General features: G+C 64.3%; 15 protein-coding genes and 1 tRNA gene. 4 read left to right on the forward strand and 12 right to left on the reverse strand.

Features of this window, described 5'->3' with window-relative positions; genetic code table 11:
- Positions 1 to 3 precede the first annotated feature (3 nt).
- The 3 genes from mrdA to WJU17_RS18130 all read left to right on the forward strand — a co-directional run bounded on the left by mrdA (position 4) and on the right by WJU17_RS18130 (position 3,169).
- Positions 4 to 1,881 carry a penicillin-binding protein 2 gene (mrdA, locus tag WJU17_RS18120; RefSeq protein ID WP_346328794.1) on the forward strand — a complete coding sequence of 626 codons (1,878 nt, stop codon included), beginning with the start codon at positions 4 to 6 and terminating at the stop codon, positions 1,879 to 1,881.
- Complete coding sequence (gene rodA, locus WJU17_RS18125; protein WP_346328795.1) at positions 1,874 to 3,025, forward strand: rod shape-determining protein RodA; 1,152 nt, start codon at positions 1,874 to 1,876, stop codon at positions 3,023 to 3,025. Before mrdA ends, rodA begins: the two co-directional genes overlap by 8 nt.
- A 68-nt stretch (positions 3,026 to 3,093) precedes the next feature.
- Positions 3,094 to 3,169, forward strand: a tRNA-Lys gene (locus WJU17_RS18130).
- Positions 3,170 to 3,311: 142 nt separating this feature from the next.
- Here the strand turns inward: WJU17_RS18130 and WJU17_RS18135 are convergent.
- The 8 genes from WJU17_RS18135 to WJU17_RS18170 form a co-directional block, all read right to left on the reverse strand.
- Positions 3,312 to 3,869, reverse strand: a complete 558-nt coding sequence (locus WJU17_RS18135; protein ID WP_346328796.1) for a dihydrofolate reductase family protein — start codon at positions 3,867 to 3,869, stop codon at positions 3,312 to 3,314.
- 510 nt (positions 3,870 to 4,379) lie between these two features.
- Positions 4,380 to 5,627 (reverse strand): PepSY-associated TM helix domain-containing protein, encoded by a 1,248-nt coding sequence (locus tag WJU17_RS18140; RefSeq protein ID WP_346328797.1) that lies wholly within the window; start codon positions 5,625 to 5,627, stop codon positions 4,380 to 4,382.
- Between the two features lie 15 nt (positions 5,628 to 5,642).
- On the reverse strand, positions 5,643 to 7,973 hold the full coding sequence (locus tag WJU17_RS18145; protein ID WP_346328798.1) for a TonB-dependent receptor: 2,331 nt from the start codon (positions 7,971 to 7,973) through the stop codon (positions 5,643 to 5,645).
- 81 nt (positions 7,974 to 8,054) lie between these two features.
- A complete protein-coding gene (locus WJU17_RS18150; protein WP_346328799.1) occupies positions 8,055 to 9,014 on the reverse strand; it encodes a FecR domain-containing protein in 960 nt (319 codons plus the stop codon).
- Complete coding sequence (locus WJU17_RS18155; RefSeq protein WP_346328800.1) at positions 8,998 to 9,510, reverse strand: sigma-70 family RNA polymerase sigma factor; 513 nt, start codon at positions 9,508 to 9,510, stop codon at positions 8,998 to 9,000. The genes WJU17_RS18150 and WJU17_RS18155 overlap by 17 nt, the downstream gene beginning before the upstream one ends.
- 98 nt (positions 9,511 to 9,608) lie before the next feature.
- On the reverse strand, positions 9,609 to 9,851 hold the full coding sequence (locus WJU17_RS18160; protein ID WP_346328801.1) for a hypothetical protein: 243 nt from the start codon (positions 9,849 to 9,851) through the stop codon (positions 9,609 to 9,611).
- 456 nt (positions 9,852 to 10,307) lie between these two features.
- Positions 10,308 to 10,892: a porin family protein gene (locus WJU17_RS18165; protein ID WP_346328802.1), complete on the reverse strand. Its 585-nt coding sequence runs from the start codon at positions 10,890 to 10,892 to the stop codon at positions 10,308 to 10,310.
- Between the two features lie 66 nt (positions 10,893 to 10,958).
- A complete protein-coding gene (locus WJU17_RS18170; RefSeq protein ID WP_346328803.1) occupies positions 10,959 to 11,708 on the reverse strand; it encodes a transglutaminase-like cysteine peptidase in 750 nt (249 codons plus the stop codon).
- Between the two features lie 26 nt (positions 11,709 to 11,734).
- On the opposite strand from WJU17_RS18170, the gene WJU17_RS18175 reads away from it, so the two are divergent.
- Positions 11,735 to 12,112 (forward strand): hypothetical protein, encoded by a 378-nt coding sequence (locus WJU17_RS18175; RefSeq protein WP_346328804.1) that lies wholly within the window; start codon positions 11,735 to 11,737, stop codon positions 12,110 to 12,112.
- Between the two features lie 95 nt (positions 12,113 to 12,207).
- On the opposite strand, the gene WJU17_RS18180 is transcribed toward WJU17_RS18175, so the two are convergent.
- From WJU17_RS18180 to WJU17_RS18195, 4 genes are all read right to left on the reverse strand, one after another.
- Positions 12,208 to 12,375, reverse strand: a complete 168-nt coding sequence (locus WJU17_RS18180) for a hypothetical protein (RefSeq protein ID WP_346328805.1) — start codon at positions 12,373 to 12,375, stop codon at positions 12,208 to 12,210.
- Positions 12,376 to 12,482: 107 nt separating this feature from the next.
- Positions 12,483 to 13,883, reverse strand: a complete 1,401-nt coding sequence (locus WJU17_RS18185; protein ID WP_346328806.1) for an MATE family efflux transporter — start codon at positions 13,881 to 13,883, stop codon at positions 12,483 to 12,485.
- A complete protein-coding gene (locus WJU17_RS18190) occupies positions 13,880 to 15,646 on the reverse strand; it encodes a solute carrier family 23 protein (RefSeq protein ID WP_346328807.1) in 1,767 nt (588 codons plus the stop codon). The genes WJU17_RS18185 and WJU17_RS18190 overlap by 4 nt, the downstream gene beginning before the upstream one ends.
- A gap of 136 nt (positions 15,647 to 15,782) precedes the next feature.
- Complete coding sequence (locus WJU17_RS18195; RefSeq protein WP_346328808.1) at positions 15,783 to 16,856, reverse strand: LLM class flavin-dependent oxidoreductase; 1,074 nt, start codon at positions 16,854 to 16,856, stop codon at positions 15,783 to 15,785.
- Positions 16,857 to 16,896: the final 40 nt, after the last annotated feature.

A 16,896-nucleotide genomic window follows, 5' to 3' on the forward strand; every position in this document is an offset into this window, starting at 1 on the left:
CGCATGGACATCAAGGGTGAACGTTACCGCAAGCTGACGCGCCGGGCGTTGATCCTGGGCGGCGCGCAATTGCTGGGAGTCGGCGCACTCGTCGGGCGCATGGTGCATTTGCAAATCCTCAAGGCCGACGAATACAAGATGCTGGCCGAGGAAAACCGGATCGACCTGCGGCTGATCAGTCCGCTGAGGGGACGCATCCTGGATCGACATGGCCACGAGATGGCCAACAACCAGTTGAATTACCGGGTCTCGGTGATCCCGGAACAGACCAATGATTTCAAGGACACGCTGGCCCGCCTGTCCGATGTGATCGCCATGCCGCCGGAGAAGGTCGAGGCGGTCATCCGTCAGGCCGCCCGCTCGCGGCGTTTTCTGCCGCTAACCGTGTCGGACAATCTGAGCTGGGAGGAGTTCGCGCGGGTCAACAGCATCGTGCCGGAGTTGCCCGGCGTGCAGCCCGACGCCGGCCGCAGCCGCTTCTACCCGTATCCGGCCGAGTTCGCTCTGCTGGTCGGCTATGTGGGGCAGGTGACCGATGAAGACCTGAAAAAACTGCCCAACGATCCCCTCTACATGCTGCCGGATTTCCGGATCGGCAAGCGCGGCCTCGAGGCCTATCACGAAAAGCGACTGCGCGGTGTCGCCGGCTTGCGACGGGTCGAGGTCAACGCACTGGGCCGGGAGGTCCGCGAACTTTCGCGAGAAGATGGAGTCGCTGGAAAGGATCTGGTCACCACCATCGACGCCGACATCCAGCGCTTCGCCATGCAACGCATGGGCGAGGAAAGCGCTGCTGCGGTGGTGATGAACATCCATTCCGGCGAGGTATTGGCGATGGCCTCGGCGCCTGGCTACGACCCTAACGATTTCAATTTCGGCATCAAGACGTCTACTTGGAAGGCGCTGCTGAAAGATCCACGCAAGCCGCTCCTTAACAAGGCGGTACAGGGCCAGTTCCCGCCGGGTTCGACCTTCAAGCCGGTCGTGGTGATGGCCGCGCTCGAGGCGGGTGCGATCGACGCCAATACCAAGGTGTTTTGCCCAGGCCATATGAATTTCGGCGGCCGCAAGTTCCATTGCTGGAAGAAGGGCGGCCACGGCACAGTGGATATGATCAGCGCCGTCGAGCAGTCCTGTGACGTCTTTTTCTATGAAATCGCTCGCCGGATCGGCGTCGACACCATCGCCGACATGGCCAACCGGTTCGGCCTCGGGCACCGGCACGGGATAGAGATCGACCATGAAGCCGCTGGTCTCGTGCCCACGCGCGCCTGGAAGGCCACCCGGCGCCGGGACAGGAAGTGGCACGATGGTGAAACCCTCAGTGTCTCAATCGGCCAAGGCTACATGCTGTCCACGCCGCTGCAGTTGGCGGTGATGACGTCGCGCATCGCCAATGGCGGTTACGCGGTGACCCCGACGCTGGTCAAGGACAAGGCGAAATCCGGACCGGCCGCAGTCAATTTCCCATCGGTCGGCGTCGCGTCCGAGATCGTGAAGGCGGGACAGCATGGCATGATCGCCGTGGTCGAAGGCGGCCGCGGCACGGCACGTATTGCCCGCATCCGCGAATGGCCGCGGGGGCTGGCCGGCAAGACCGGGACCTCGCAGGTGCGCGTCATCACGGCGGCCCAGCGCGCCGGCGGCGTGCCCAAGAACGAAAGCCGCCCGTGGGAGGAACGGGACCACGCCCTGTTCATCGCCTATGGGCCCATCGAAAATCCGGCCTATGCCATCGCGCTTATCGTTGAGCATGGCGGCGGCGGATCTGCCGTGGCCGCACCCATTGCCCGCGACATCATGCGCGAGGTTCTGCTGAAGGACCCGTGCGGCCTGACCGGCGGCCAGCCGGTGCTGGCGGAGTTGAAAAAGGATGCCTGACAGCAAGTCCATCGCCGGCGCCATGCGCGCCATGGCCGGCAAGGCCATGGATCTGCATGGCAGCATGCTGATTGTCCTTCTGCTGATCGCGAGCATCGGATTCGCCATGCTGTATTCCGCCGCGTCCGGGGATTTCGCCAAGCTGGCGGGTCGGCAGATGGGCGTCTTCGCCATCGGCTTCACCTGCATGCTGGTCATGGCCCTGGTTCACATCAAGTGGTGGTGGCGGTTGGCCTATCCCATCTACTCGGTCGGCCTGCTGATGCTGCTGGCGGTGGAAATCATCGGCGACATTGGCGGCGGCGCGCAGCGCTGGCTCGATCTCGGCATCATTCGACTGCAACCGTCCGAGATCATGAAGATCGGTTTGGTGATGGCTCTGGCCCGCTATTACCACGGGCTGACCCTGGACGAGGTGAAGAACCTCAAATCCCTGATCAAGCCGGCGCTTTTGATCGGCATGCCCGCGGTGCTGGTGCTGCGTCAGCCCGATCTGGGTACGATGGTGCTGATAGCTGCCGGCGGCGTGACGATCCTGTTCGTGGCCGGCGTGCCGCGCAAGGTGTTCCTCGTCGGCGCGGTCCTGGCGGTCGTGGGTGCGGTCGGCGGATTCTACCAGTTGCACGAATACCAGCGTAACCGGGTATTCACCTTCCTTGATCCCGACAGCGACCCGCTTGGCACCGGCTATCATATCCAGCAGTCCAAGATCGCCCTCGGCTCCGGCGGTGTCAGCGGCAAGGGCTTCATGCAGGGTACCCAGTCGCATCTCAACTTCCTGCCGGAAAAGCATACTGATTTCGTGTTCACCACCTTGGCCGAGGAGTTCGGCTTCATCGGCGGCGTGACCCTGCTTATCCTCTACACGGTGCTGATCGGCTATGGGTTCCTCATCGCGCTGTCGGCGCGAAACCATTTCGCACGGTTGATGGCCATCGGCGTCACCACCACTTTCTTTCTCTACGTCTTCATCAACATCGCCATGGTGATGGGGCTGGTGCCCGTCGTAGGCGTGCCCCTGCCACTCGTCTCCTATGGCGGTTCGGCGATGATGACGCTGCTGGTGGGCATGGGACTCCTGATGAACGTCTACGTCCACCGCAACACCGTCTTGTCGCGCCAGGGCATGGTTCGCTCGGGATAGAAAAATTTATGACGTTTCCCAGTCGACAGGGCGGATTCATTTTTGTATAAGCCGCCTCCTTGGTGAGCGGGCATGTAGCTCAGGTGGTAGAGCAGCTGACTCTTAATCAGCGGGTCCAAGGTTCGAGTCCTTGCATGCCCACCAAGCCAACCTTTTGCGGTTGAAGCGGAAACCACAATCCGCCACGTCTCTGTCCGTAGGATTTCGTAGCTTTAGCGGGGCCGATTGCATGTCGGCGCACCCGTGCGCACAAGCCCTCAGCGCGGCGCTTGAAGGCTGCTCAGAGTCAGCGTTCGCGCCGATAGTGCATGGCGACCACGCCGCTGTGGAACGCCGTCGGCGAGACCAGCTCGAGCCGGCGCGTAGCGGGGAGCCCGCCCTTGTAGAGGGTGGGTCCGTGGCCGGCGATCCTGGGATGGACGAGGAAACGATATTCGTCGATCAGATCCAGGCGGTCCAACTCGGCTGCGAGTTTGCCGCTACCGAGGAGCACGCCTTTCGGGGTCGCGTCCTTGAGCCTCTGCACACCGGTTCGCAGGTCGCCGGCGATGTGATGGCTGTTGGCCCAGGGGAAGTCGGTTCGCGTCGACGACACCACGTATTTCGGTTTGGCGTCCAGCTTGACCGCCCACTCGCGCAACGCTGGCGGCGCCTCTACGTCGCCGCGAGCGACGGCGGGCCAGTGGCTCTCCATCATCTCGTAGGTGATCCGGCCCCACAGCATCGCGCCGCATTCGTTCATGAGGTCCGTGAAGAACGCATGCGTTTCGTCGTCTACGACTCCCTGCTCATGGTCGATGCAGCCGTCGAGAGTGACGTTTATGGTGAATGTCAGTAGTCCCATGCGGCGAGACTAAGCCATCGGCTCAGGAAGACCGAGGGTAATCGCGTGGGTTCCCGTTCCGACTCCGCGAGGGATCGATCATGTTGCGGTGGTCAGGTGGGAACCATGTTGGCGTCGCCTCATTGTCCATCCAGAGGCCTTTCGAGGTCGGATGTCGGCAAGGCGCTCCAGCCAAGGATCACACATGACGAGTACCTCCAAAAAAAACCAAGACGACGCGGACAAAGCGACAAGAAGTGACGTCGACGAACCTGGCAGCCAGGCCAGTCGCGGGCGAAGCGAGTATGGCCAGGTTGGCGGAACTCGTGAGACGGCCACGGATGAGGGAGGGTACAGTCGGGATGGTCGTCAAGCAGGCTTTGGAGAGGAAAAGCCTGCGGCAAAGGTCGCTAGACATTCGGAAAAGCCTCGCGCCGGACAGCAACGCTCCGGCGCGGGAGACGCGTCGAAAATTGCCGGAAAAGGCTGATGGTGCTTGCCGTAAAAGACGACCCTCGATAACCGGCGTCTTCAATTGGATGTTGCATGCCGTTGGCGGCGCATCAGCCTCGCCGCCCGCTTGCGCGTCCAGATGATAACGCCGGTCACGGTCAGCAATGTGACGGCCATCCCGATGAGGCTGACCGCGATCTTGTAAGGCAGTCCCCATACCGCGCCGTAGTGCAACGCCTCAAGCCAGGCATTGAGCGCCATGCCCGCTTTGTCGCGGCGCGGTAGAACAATCTTGAGCGGCTCCCCGGTCAGGGCGCTGAAGATGACCAGGGAATCGCCGTATGTGTCCGAGACGCTGGCATCGCTGGTGAAGCGGTACAGATAGACCCCGAACTGCGGGTACTGGATGATCGCCGCCGGCCCGCTTTCGTCGATCACCGCGCCGGCCGCCTTTGTCGCCCGCTCGGCGATAAGCCTGCCGTTCGTCGCGGCGGCGCGGAAATCGTCGCCCGGTCCGCCGTGCCCGCTTCGTGGCGGTTCGATGCCAGCGGCGATGGGCTGGTAGCCGAATGTGGCCATGACCGGGTCATAGGCCTGAGGCAGGTTGAACGCCACGCCGGACCAGGCGAAGACCAGCAGCAGGGGCCATGCCCAGAGACCAGACGAGCGGTGCAGGTCCATATCGCGTTTGTAGGGTCCGCCGCGCCAGCGGATGCCCCATGACGTCCGCCACTGGGCGAACCATCCCTTGCCGCCTGTTCTTTGCTTGAAAGGCGACCGTGGCGGCAGGGTCAGGGCGAAGCCGACGAAGCAATCCAGTGTCCAGATCAGCGCCGCGATGCCGAACGCTAGCCTGCCCGCCTCGCCGAGGGCGAGAGTGAAATGCACCTTGTTGACGAAAGGCATGATGTTGATCGCGCCCTGGCCGATGTCGCCCCAAAGCCTGCGGCCGGTCTCGGTCCCATCGTAGGGATTGACGAAGACCTCATCCCAGTCTTCGGCATAGGGTCCCAGGGTCTGGTCCGCCGGATCGAAGCGCTGCATGCCGAACCGGACGCTGGCGTGAGGATCGATATGAAGCGGCACCTCGGTGATCACCGCGCCGGGATATCGGGCAAGCAGCCGGTCCCGCAGCGCGAAGCCATCGAGAGGCGGCGCGCCGGTGCCGGGCGGCGTCACCCTGAACACGGCGGGCGCCGTCAGCGGCTCCAGTTCGTGCATGAAGGCGAGGAATGCGCCGGTGATGCCCGCGACTGCCAGGAACAGGGCGATGCTCAGCCCTGACCAGCGATGCAGCACGACCCAGACCTGACGGCCAAGCGCCATGGCTTTCGGACGCCGTCAGAAACGCGATCTGACGGAGAGCTTCCAGGTGCGCGGCGCGCCGGGCCACACCTCGAACTCGCTATAGGCGTAGTCGTAATAGCGCTGGTTCGCGAGGTTCTCGATGGTGACGCCCAGCGCGATGGTGTCGGTCAGGGCGTAGTCGATGCTCGCGTCGATCCGCCAGTAGCTGGGAAGCTGGAAGCTGTTCGCCAACTCGCCCGCGCGCTTGCCGGTGTAGGTGGCCGAACCCGCGATGGAAAGGCCGGACAGCGCGCCCTGCTGGATGCTGTACGAGCCGTGCAACACAAGCGAGTGCTTGGGCACGTTGCGGATGCGCAGGCCTTCCAGGCTCGTGTCGGTATCGCGGGTCGTCCTGGCGGCTGTATAGGCATAGCCCGCATAGAGGTGCAGGCCGTCGACCGGCCGGATGTCGGCGGTCAGTTCGACACCCTTGGCCACCTGCTCGCCGATCGAGATCTGGAAGCCAGGATTGTCGCGGTCGGCGACGACGACATTGCCGCGTTCCAGGTGAAAGACCGATGCGCCCAGCGTCGCCCGGCCATCGGCGACCTGTGCCTTCACGCCGGCCTCGTACTGCGTGCCGGTTTCGGGGGGAAGCGCGGTGCCGTCTGCCGCGACGCCATATGTGGGCAGGAACGACGTCGTCCGGCTGGCGAACAAGGCGATGCCTTCCGCCGGGGTGTAGAGAAGGCCCAGCTGGCTCGTCCAGGCTGAGTCCGACTGCTCGTCGACGCTGCCCACTGGATCACCCGGTCGGGTCAGGCGAGACGTTTGCCGGAAGTCCGACCAGCGCACGCCGCCGATGACTTTCAGCTGGTCGGTCAGGCTGATGCGGTCCTGGATGAACACGCCCGCCGCGCGGCTTCTGTCGGTGATGGTCTGCGCGTAGCTCGGCACTTCGGTCATGTCGGGCGGCGCGCTGGTGGCATAGACCGGCGCATACAGATCCAGGCTGGGCAGGAAGAATACCCGGCGCGGCGTGGCGCGGTCGCGCCAGGTATAGTCACCGCCGACGACCAGCGAATGCTCGATCCCGCCAGTGGAGAACTCGATGGCGAGATCGTTATGAACGGTCCAGTTGTCGCCCTTGCCGCCGCCCTGGAGCATGAGCCGGGTCAGCGACCGGTTTTCCTCCTCCCAGCCGAAGATGCCCAGGATGTTCGATTCATCGCGGGACTCGTGGGTCCAGTCCACCGCCGCGCGCCAGCTCACGCTGTCCGAGAAGCGGTGTTCGATGCGCAGCGAGACGTTGCCGTTCTCGCGGATCGAGGGCGCCAAGGTCGGGTCGGTCAGGCTGAGCGAGCGGGGCAGGGGGCCATTCGGGTTCGGCAGGACCGTTCCGGCGGCGGGAACGCCGTTATAGAAGCCCTCCAGCCGGTTGCGGGAATAGAAGCCCTCGATGGTGATGGTCGTCGCCTCGCCGATGTCGAAGGCGAGAACGGGCGCGATGAACAGGTGCTTGCGATGCCAGAAATCGACGAACGATCCCGCGTCGTCATACGCGCCGGTCAACCGGACCCGGACGTTCCCGTCAGCTGCCAGCGGCCCCGTGAGGTCGAAGGTGCCACGGAAATCTTCAAACCGGCCATAAGAGACGGTGGCCGCGCCTCCGAAGTCGCGCTCAGGCTGTTTGGTGACGATGTTCACGACGGCGCCCGGTTGAAGCTGACCGTAGAGAACGGATGCCGGGCCCTTGAGTACCTCGACCCGTTCGATGCCGACCGTGTCACGCGCCTGCTGGATCGGGTTGGCGTAAAGGCCGTTCAGTGTCTGATTGACCTCGAAGCCGCGCATCAGGAAGGTGTCGCCAAAGGCATCCAGCGGCGAGCCGTCGCGCTGGGCGCCGGGCACGAAACGCAAGACCTCGCCCACCGTCTCGCTGCCCGTCCTCTCGATCAGGCTGGCGTTCAGCACCTCGACGGTCTGCGGCACCTCGAAGGTCGTGTCCGTGAACGCCCTGCCGAACACGAGGACCTGCTCCAGCGGTGAGGCTGCGGGCTGGATTCTGGCATCGTCGCTGGTCAGGACGAAGCCCGATTTGCCGTCGTCGATGGCTCGCAGTCCCGTGCCGCGCAGCAGTTCGGCGAGGGCCGCCGGCGCCGTGAACGTCCCTTTCACCGGATCGCTCTGCTTGCCCCGCGTCAGCGATGCGTCGGCGACCACGATGACGCCCGTCTCCTGCGTGAACCGCGCGAGCGCGCGCCCCAGCGGCGCCGCCGGCAGATCGAAGGCGCGTATGGCGTCGGCCTGCGCGATGGCGGGCGCAACGGTCGCGGTCATGCAGGCAAGCACGGCGCCTGTCAGGCACATGAAGCGGTTGGTCACGGGATTTCCCCCTGTTGGTCGTTTCTATTGACCTACGGACGGATCAGCCGGGGGAAGGGACAGAGCCGAGGTGAAAAAAATCTAACGGCGCCTCACTGTGAGGAGGCCGCCCTGTTCCTCGACGATGACGGGCAGCGCCGCGCTGATGCTGGCCAGCGCCCGGTCGGCGTCGGTCAGCGGGACGGTGCCGGTCACGGACAGCCCCGCTATATCTGACGCAGTGAACCGTATGGTGCCGAGGCGGTAACGGTTGAGTTCGCCGAGCACGACGGACAGCGGTGTGTCGTCAGCGATCAGCAGACCATCGGCCCACGACGACGCGGCGGTCGGATCGACATCGTCTAGACGGTGCACGCCCTCCGCGTCGAGGCGTACGGATTCGCCGGGCGCGAGCGCGACGCAGTGCCTGACGCCCTGCGCGCTACACGCCTCGACTCGGCTCTCGATGACCGTAACCACCGAAGCGCGGCTGTCCGTGCGCACGCTGAACCGTGTGCCCAGCGCCCGGGCTGTCCCATGCGGCGTCCAGACGGTCAGGGATCGCGCCAGGTGCGGGCGGACGTCGACCATGATGCCTCCCTGCCACAACGACACGGACCGTCCGTCGTCGTCCACGTCGGCGGCGCTGTCCGTGTCGAGCGTGATGCGGTCACCGCTTGCGAGACTGGCGCTTCGGAGTTCGCCGATATCGGTGCGCTCGTCGGCGAGCCGCGAGCGTACCGTGGGACTGTTCACGGCAATCTCGCTCAGCAACACGGCACATGCGGCGAACGCCAGCACCAGGGCGCTAACGCCCCGCGGCCGCCGGATGAGAGCGGTTTCCAACGCCGACCTCGTGACGTCATCCTGACGGGCGGCACGATTGGCGATAGCCTGCATGCGCTCGAATGCGATGCGGTGCGCTGGATCGGCGGCCAGCCAGGCCTCGAAGGCAGCCTTCCTCGCCTCGCCGCAGTCTTCTTCGGCCAGTTCGACGTGCCAGGCAGCCGCCTGTTCTATGGCGGCGCGGCCCGGCGCGATGGTCTCAGTCGGGGCAGCCATGGGCGACGATGTAGCAATGCGCGAACGCGCGCGCGACATATTGTTTTACCCGGCTGACGGACACGCCCAGTTCTGCTGCGATCTCGCCATAGGTCAGGCCATCCACGCGGCTCAGGAGGAAGGCGCGGCGCGCGCGCTCGGGCAACTCCCCAAGCAGTTGAACCAGGATCGTCAGCTCCTGAACCGCTTCGGCAATCCGTTCGGGCGTGGGCGGCGCGGCATGTCCCATGTGGAGCGCGAACGCCTCGAGAAACGATCGTTCGGACTTTCGCCGCCGCACGTCATCGATCAGCAGCCGGCGCGCGACGGTGGCGAGATAGCGGCGAGGATGCGCCTGCAGACTGAGGCCCGGGTGCTCCGCCAACCGGCAGAAGGTCTCCTGCGCCAGATCGCTCGCGCGTGTCCGGCACCGGGCGCGCGTCGACAGCCAGCCAACCAGCCAGCTGCTATGGGCGCGATAGAGTGCATCGAGGGACGGATCGGCGAGGCTCGTCATCGCGAGACGATAGCATTTCTGCAAATAGCTCGCAATAGCATCACGGGCGATCAGAGAGTGGCCGACCACATCCCCGCCAGAGTCGTTCCGGCGCTGGTCTAGGCGGCTCTCGCCAGCCGCTCCGGTTCGCCGTCCCGTTTCACCTGGCGGCGATATCGCAGCCATACCGCTCGCGCCGATTCGATGGCTCCCGGCCATGCGCCGCAGGACAGCAGATAGTCTCTCAACTCACTCCAGCAGGCCACGTCGGGCATCGCCGGGTCCTGCTTCGCGTGATCGAGGAAATCGTCGTCCGGGCTTGCGCCGCGCCGACGTCCTCTGATGTATGCCTTGAATGTCATGGCTACCTCCATGACCCCGTTATAGTCTGGCGCCGTGTCAGTCCGGTTGCACAACCGAGAATTATCAGTGTCGCACAACCAAACGGCGAGTCGCGGGAGCAAGGCTGGCGTCCGGATCAGCCGCTCGCTGTACCCTGACGATCAAGATGGCAAGACAGGGCCTGCGCCGGACGGAGTTCGAATAGGAGATTCCGAAGGCCGAGGCCGAGATACTGACGCAACCGTGATTGTCATTTCCCCCACGGATTGCATACAATCTTAACCGGGCGCTCATCACGCTCGCCGGGCGTGTCCTTGGAGCGCGTTGTCCTTGGGCATGCTGTCCTTTGCGTTTACCCGACTTTCCGGCCTCGCGGCGTTCCGCGGGGCCTTTTTTTGCGAACGATCGTGTCGTCAAGAAAATGGCTGGCCGAGCGCATCGCCCGACCAGCCATTCTTTCCGTTCCGGCGGAAACCTTAGAACTGGTACCCGATACCGGCGATCACGTTGTGCCGCTTGAAGCCGCCCTGATAGTCGGAATAGTGGTACTCGATCTTGCCGTACAGGCCGCTCGCGAAGTTGAGCTGATAGCCCGCGCCCACGCGCCAGCCGTCGCCCCAGTCGCCGACCGACGTGGTGGTGACGCCGTTGTCGTAGGTCGCCTTGATCTTGGCGCGGGTATAGGCACCCAGCACGTACAGCTTGGCATTGTCCTGGGTGAAGCCGAGACGCACGACGCCGCTCAGGTCGAGGCCGGTCTTGGCACAGGTCCGGTCACCGACGATGAAAATGCTGTTGACGCAGGCCTTGGTCGAGCTGTCATCGATGTTGCCTTCGACACCCATGAAGAAATTGTTCGACAGAGCAAAGTCGTACCCGAGACCGACGCCATAGGCGACGCCGCTCTTGCCACCCAACTGCGGAACGCTGACCCGGTCCCAGCCGCCATGCGCCTCGATGCGGAAGCCGTCAGTGCGCGCCGCGCCTGCGTCCTGGGCCAGCGACGGCGTCGCGGCAACCGCGACGGTGACGACCGCCAACCCCATGATAGATTTGCGCATTTCGAAATTCCTCCGGTGTTTTTTGTTTTTGTAAGGGCGCGCACCATAAGGCCGGCCTTTGGGAGGTCAACTGTCAGTAATCGCGGGAGAAATCCGGTTGGACTGCTCGGAATCGCCGGTGACCGGCGCTTTCCAGTCGCGCTTGTAGATCCAGGTGGAGCGCGCCGACATGCCGAAGAAGGGGATGAAATCGGCGACGGCGCCGACCGGAACGACCTTGTCCGTCCGGTTGTCCAGCATGTACCACGGAGCGGTTTCCGTCAGCCTGACCACCAGCACGGCATGGTGCCCGCCGCCTTCGATCTCGCCCACGACGATCCGGCGGTTCTTCCATGGCCAGCCCGCTTCGCGCAGGGCCAGGAATTTGGCGATGACGTAATCCTCGCAGTCGCCGCCGTCGCTGATGAATTCCAGAGGGGTTTCCCACTCGTCGGACAGCTGCGCGCGAGACGGGCTGCCGGTGTAGGTCACGGTATTGAAATGGGCGTTCAGCGCGGCGAGCATCTCCAGGGATCGGGGCGCCGCCGCCAAGGATTTTCCCTTGGCCCAGAAGTCGATGGCATCGAGAGGAAAGCCGGAAAAATCGGACCGCGTCTGGGCGTCATGGCGCGCCATGGCACCCTGCCAGCTCGGCGTCACACGATCCATTTCCATGCGTACCGCGGCATCGGAGAAGTCGGGCGGCTTCCTGTCGATGGGGACGGTGAAGAAAATGGCGGCGGACATGGTGACCGACAGGCCTGCCGACCGGAACCAACGGACGATCCTGTGCACGGCGTCGTCGGGATAGACGGGTCGCGGTCTCAACTGCGCCATTATTGTCCTTCCGCCCGAAGATATCAGTGCCCAATACCCCTTTCTACACCCCCAAGGCCGCCAAAACCCAGTGTTCGGTGGTTCCCAGGTACCAGAAGCTGACCGAAATGGGCACCGACCCGATTCATCTCATGAACGAGAGGGCTTACTCAGGAGACATGAGCGCACTTATCGAATTTAGCTATCGCGGCTATCGGATCTCGTGCCATCGCCTGCACGCTTGGTGGTGTGTGGTAGCGGACGAGGCCTCCGGTGAGTTGCTGCCCAGCATCATCAGCGCTCATCCCAGCGAGGCTGAAACCACTGTTTCCGCCCGCGCGAAGGCGGCGGTCGATGTGCATTGCCTGCTCAATGGCGGGCAGGGAGATCCATCCCCAGGTCGGGCGGCCAAGGAAACAGCATAGAAAAGTCCCGCCGGCTGGAGCCGGCGGGAAGTCAAGAGGGTGTTGCTATCTGACCGACTGCAACAGTTTTTCTACGGGCATCGAGGGAGACCGGTTCAGTCTTCCGGCGCTGGCGTCGGAGCGGGCTCGGTTTGCTGATCTTGCTCCTGCTCGCCAGTCTCCGACCGGTCGCCTTCGCGCTTTTTCAGTTTTTCCTTCTTCTTCATTTCCTTGGCGCGCGTCCGCTCGGAGCGTTGCTGGCCGTAATTGGGTCTTGCCGCCATTGTGTGACTCCTCAATGCGCTGCATGCGCGTCGGCCGCGTCCGCGACCTGTTTGATCAGAAGACTGTCATAGCAGGTGCAGGGCGCCGGCGCTCGCTGATTGATCGGTCAGCGGCGCACGCTGGCGGGGGGAATGTCGTCGTCGGTGAGTCTGGCATAGTTCCAGTTGCCCCTGGCGTACCAGAGCAGCGTGATGCCGGCGATGATCACGTTGCTCGCCGGATAGGCCCACCAGATGCCGGTCGCGCCCAGCGCCGTATGCTTTGACAGCAGATAGGCGAGCGGGAACATCAGCACCCATTGGGAGATCAGCGCCAGGATCATCGTCGCCACCATGTTGCCCGTCGCCCGGAACACACCGATCAGGCAGAGCTGCAACCCCATGAAGCCCCAGGCAAGGCACTGGATCCGGACGAAGGACGTTCCGGCCTCGATCACGCCGGGATCGCCTGGGATGAAGGTGGCCACGATCATCGGCGCCAGAAAATAGGCGCCGATCCCCAGGACGGTCAGCGCTCCGAAACCCACCGCCGCGCCGACGCGGGCGATGTGAGAGGCGCGCGCGGGATTGCGCGCGCCGATGTTCTGGCCCACCAGCACGGAAATCGCCATGGACAGGCCCATGGCCGGTATCAGCACCACCTGGAAGATGGTGGTGCCGACGCCATACGCGGCGATGGTCTGGGTCCCGAAGCTGGCGACCAGAAAGGACAGCACCGTGACGCCCAGTGCCCGGGCCGACATCTCGATGGACGCTGGAAATCCGAGCAGGAACGCCCGCTTCATATAGGCTGGATCGGGCCGGAAATCGGCCCATGAGACGTGAATGCCGTGCCGGCCGCGGAACAGCACGACCAAGGCGAGGGCCGCCGCGAGCGCCTGCGTGACGAGCGTGGAGATGGCCGCGCCAGTCACGCCCCACGCGGGAAATGGTCCCCAGCCAAAGATCAATAGAGGGCAAAGGGCAAAGTTCAGGACGACGGTGCCGAGCACGATCAGCATGGGCAGCACGGCCTCGCCAACGCCGCGCATCACCGCCTGGAACACGGCGAAGCTGAAGCCGAACACAAGGCCAATGAACGCGATCCGCATGAAGCTGAGAGCGCCGGGATAGACCTCGGCGGTCACGCCCATCAGGCGCAGGATGCCAGGCGCCAGCATATAGCCGGCGAGGCCCAGACACAGGGAAACGAGCGCGATCATCAGCAGGGTCTGGGCCGCGACCCGGTTGACCATGGGCTGGTTGCGCGCGCCCACGTACTGGGCGATCAAGGTCGATCCGGCGATGGAGAAACCAGCGCCCAGGGCGAACATCAGGAAGGTGAAGGGAAAGGTCACCGCTACCGCCGCCACCGCCGCGCCGCCCAGCCGGCCCACCCAGAAGGCGTCGATCAACTGGTAGGCGACCTGAAGGGCGTTGCCCATGACGATCGGCGCCGCCAGGACCAGCAGCGACCGCAGGATGGGTCCTTCGAAAGCCGAGGCTCTCCCGGCCGCGGGCTGTATCATGTGTCTCCCGGGGTGCCTTGCGGATGGCTGAGCGCACTGTCCATTCGGATCAGCAGATAATCCGTGGTCTGGAACTGCACATGCTTTACGTCCTTGGCCAGGCCCCGGATCAGACGCAGGGACAACTGGTCATCGATATCGTCGTCGAAATTGGCCGGCGGCATGTCGGCGATCACCTGCTCGATATTGTCCGCCAGCCGCCCGGCCACGAACTCCAGTTCCGCTTCGCCATCGATATGGCGCATGACGAGCCGCAGTTTCTGTTCGGGCTGCCTGTCGCGCGTCCGCTCCGCCTGCTCGAGGAAGAACAGCAGCGCTTCCTCGACGACCAGCATCAGCCGGTTCTCGGCCTGCTGGTCCCACCCCAGACGGGCCGCGAAGCGTTTCACCGTCTGGCGGATCGGCCCGAGCGATTCCGGTTTCAACGGCACGTCGAGCCGGTCGCGGCTGCGGTGGCGCAGCGAGAGCATCGCCGTCAGCAGCATGGCGGTGAGGCCGCCGGCGGTCGTCGCGTTGCCCAGGAACACCTGCATCCACTGGGGCAGCAACTCGTTATAGAACCGGCCTTCCTGGAAACCGACGCCGACCCAGAACGACAGGCAGACGACGAGGCCGATCTCGTAGCCCATGCCTTCCTCGTTCAGCAACCGGATGCCATGACCGAACAACAGGACCAGCAGCAGCAGGATGTACGCGCCGGCGACCGGGCTGGGAATAGCGTTCAGCAGGGCGGCGATCTTGGGCGAGAACGCGAGCAGGATCAGAAGCGCGCCGCCCCACAGGCCCACGCGCCGCGCCGCCACACCCGTCAGTTCGGTGACCGCCACGCTGGTTGAATAGACCGTGTTGGGAACCGTGCCCGCGAGGCCGGAGACCATGTTGCCCATGCCATCGGCGTAGATCGCACCTTGGACGACGCGGAAGTCGATCGGCCGCTGCTTACGGTGCGCGATACGCTGGACGGCGACCGCATCGCCATAGGTCTCGATGGCGCCGACCAGCGTGACCAGGGTAAAGGCGGGAATCAGCGCCCAAAACGAGGCGTTGAAGGAGAGATCGAAGCCTGGCCACGCCCATTCCGGCAGGCCGATCCAGGCGGCCGACCAGACCGGGGACAGGTCCATCAGGCCGATGGACAGCGCCACGATGCAGCCTGTCAGCACGCCGATCAGCGGCGCCCAGAGACGGAACACGCCCCGGTCGAACAGTGAGATCAGCACGATCGGCACGAGAGTGGACGCTATGACCCAAGGAACCAGCGAGGTGCTTTCATATCCGGCAGGCAAGGTGCGCATCTGCCGCCACACGATGGGCGCGACGCTGACAGCGATCAGCATCACCACGATGCCACCGACAGCCGGGGTCAGGATGCGGCGCAGCGCGCCCAGATTGGCGGCGAAGGCGAACTGGGCGAACGACGAGATGACGATCAGGGTCATCATCATGGCCAGCCCGCCATCCGTGATCGCCTGGACGCACAGGGCGATATAGGCGGAATTGGAGCCCATGAAGAGCACGTAGCCCGATCCGAACCGGCCGATCGGCTTGGCTTGCAGCAGGGTGATCAGCCCGGATACCGCGAGGGCGAAGCACAGCATCCAGGCCGTGTCGGCGGGGCTCAGACCGGCCGAGCGGGCGACGACGATGGGCGACAGCACGATGGCCGTCAGGATGAGGGCGACGATCTGTCCGCCCATGGCGATGGACAGGAGATGGGAGGGTTTGTCGTCCGGCTCGTAGCGGACCATGGTGTTGGCGCTCATGTCGTGATCCCGTGAAAAAATGACTTACGCACGCGGAGATCGGCTCCGCGCGCGTCCTTCCATCAGGGCACGCCGCGGCAGCGCGCCGATCCGGAAAGCGCGATGGTTATTCCTCGTCTTGCACTGATCGGACCCGCTAGGCCGCCCGGCGCCAGCCTCGCACCTCCGGAAGCACCTTTTCCGCGAACAGACGCATGCTGCGTTCCGCATTCTCGGTGCTCATGCCGCCATAGCTGACCTGGACCGTCAGATCGAAATCGCCGATCGCCTTCTGACGCTTCTCCAGCTTGTCGAGGATCTGCTGCGGCGTGCCCCAGGTGTTGATGTCGACGAAGCCGTTGGCGGCGTCGGCGAGGCCGGTGTCGCGCAGGATTTCCGCGTTGGTGGCGTAGTCGCCATAGCCTTTCATGTTCTTGAAGTGATCGCCGGCCATGTCGTAGTGCTCCATGACCGTCAGGTAGTAATTGGCCATGTGCTCGCGCGCCAGTTCCTCGGCCCGCTCGCCGCTCTCGTCGCAGCACATGAAATCGACGCAGACCGGCGGCGGCGCGGCCTTGCCGTGCTCGGAGCGAAACAGGTCGCGATAGCCCTGGATGTGTCCGGCCATCTGCTCCCAGGGTTTCTGAGCGAAGCTCATCATCTGCGCGCCCAGCCGCGCCACGACCGGCACGGAGTCCGACGACATGGCAACGGCGTAGAACCGGTCCTTGAAGCTGGCGTAGGGACGGGGGCGCACTTCAGTGCGCTTGTACGGGTAGTATTTACCGTTGCCCTCGACGATGCCGGTCTCGAGCCCGCGCATGATCAGTTCGGCGGCCTCGTCGAAGCGGTCGCGGGCTTCGTTCATGTCGACGCCGAACAGTTCGTACTCTCGCTTCGCGAGGCCCCGGCCGATGCCGAACAGGGCGCGGCCCTGGCACATGTGATCGAGCAGGATCATCTTTTCGACGACGCGCAGCGGGTTGTTCCACGGCAGGATCACCGCGCCGGTGATCAGCTTGATCCGCTTTGTGCGGCCGGCCATGTAGGCCAGGAACTGCATGTTGTCGGGCGACATGGCATAGTTGAAGAAGTGATGCTCCACGCCTCCCAGCGTGTCGAAGCCCAGCGGCTCGGCCAGATCGGCCAGATGGAAATCGCGCGCATAGGCTTCCGCGTCGGTCGACCCGTCCCGGAAATTCTGGAAAACCATCAACAAACCGACCTGCATGATTCTTCTCCCCGTGTTCGTTCCCCGCGATATGATCCAC

The organism is Iodidimonas sp. SYSU 1G8, assembly GCF_039655775.1.
GTDB lineage: Bacteria > Pseudomonadota > Alphaproteobacteria > SMXS01 > SMXS01 > RI-34.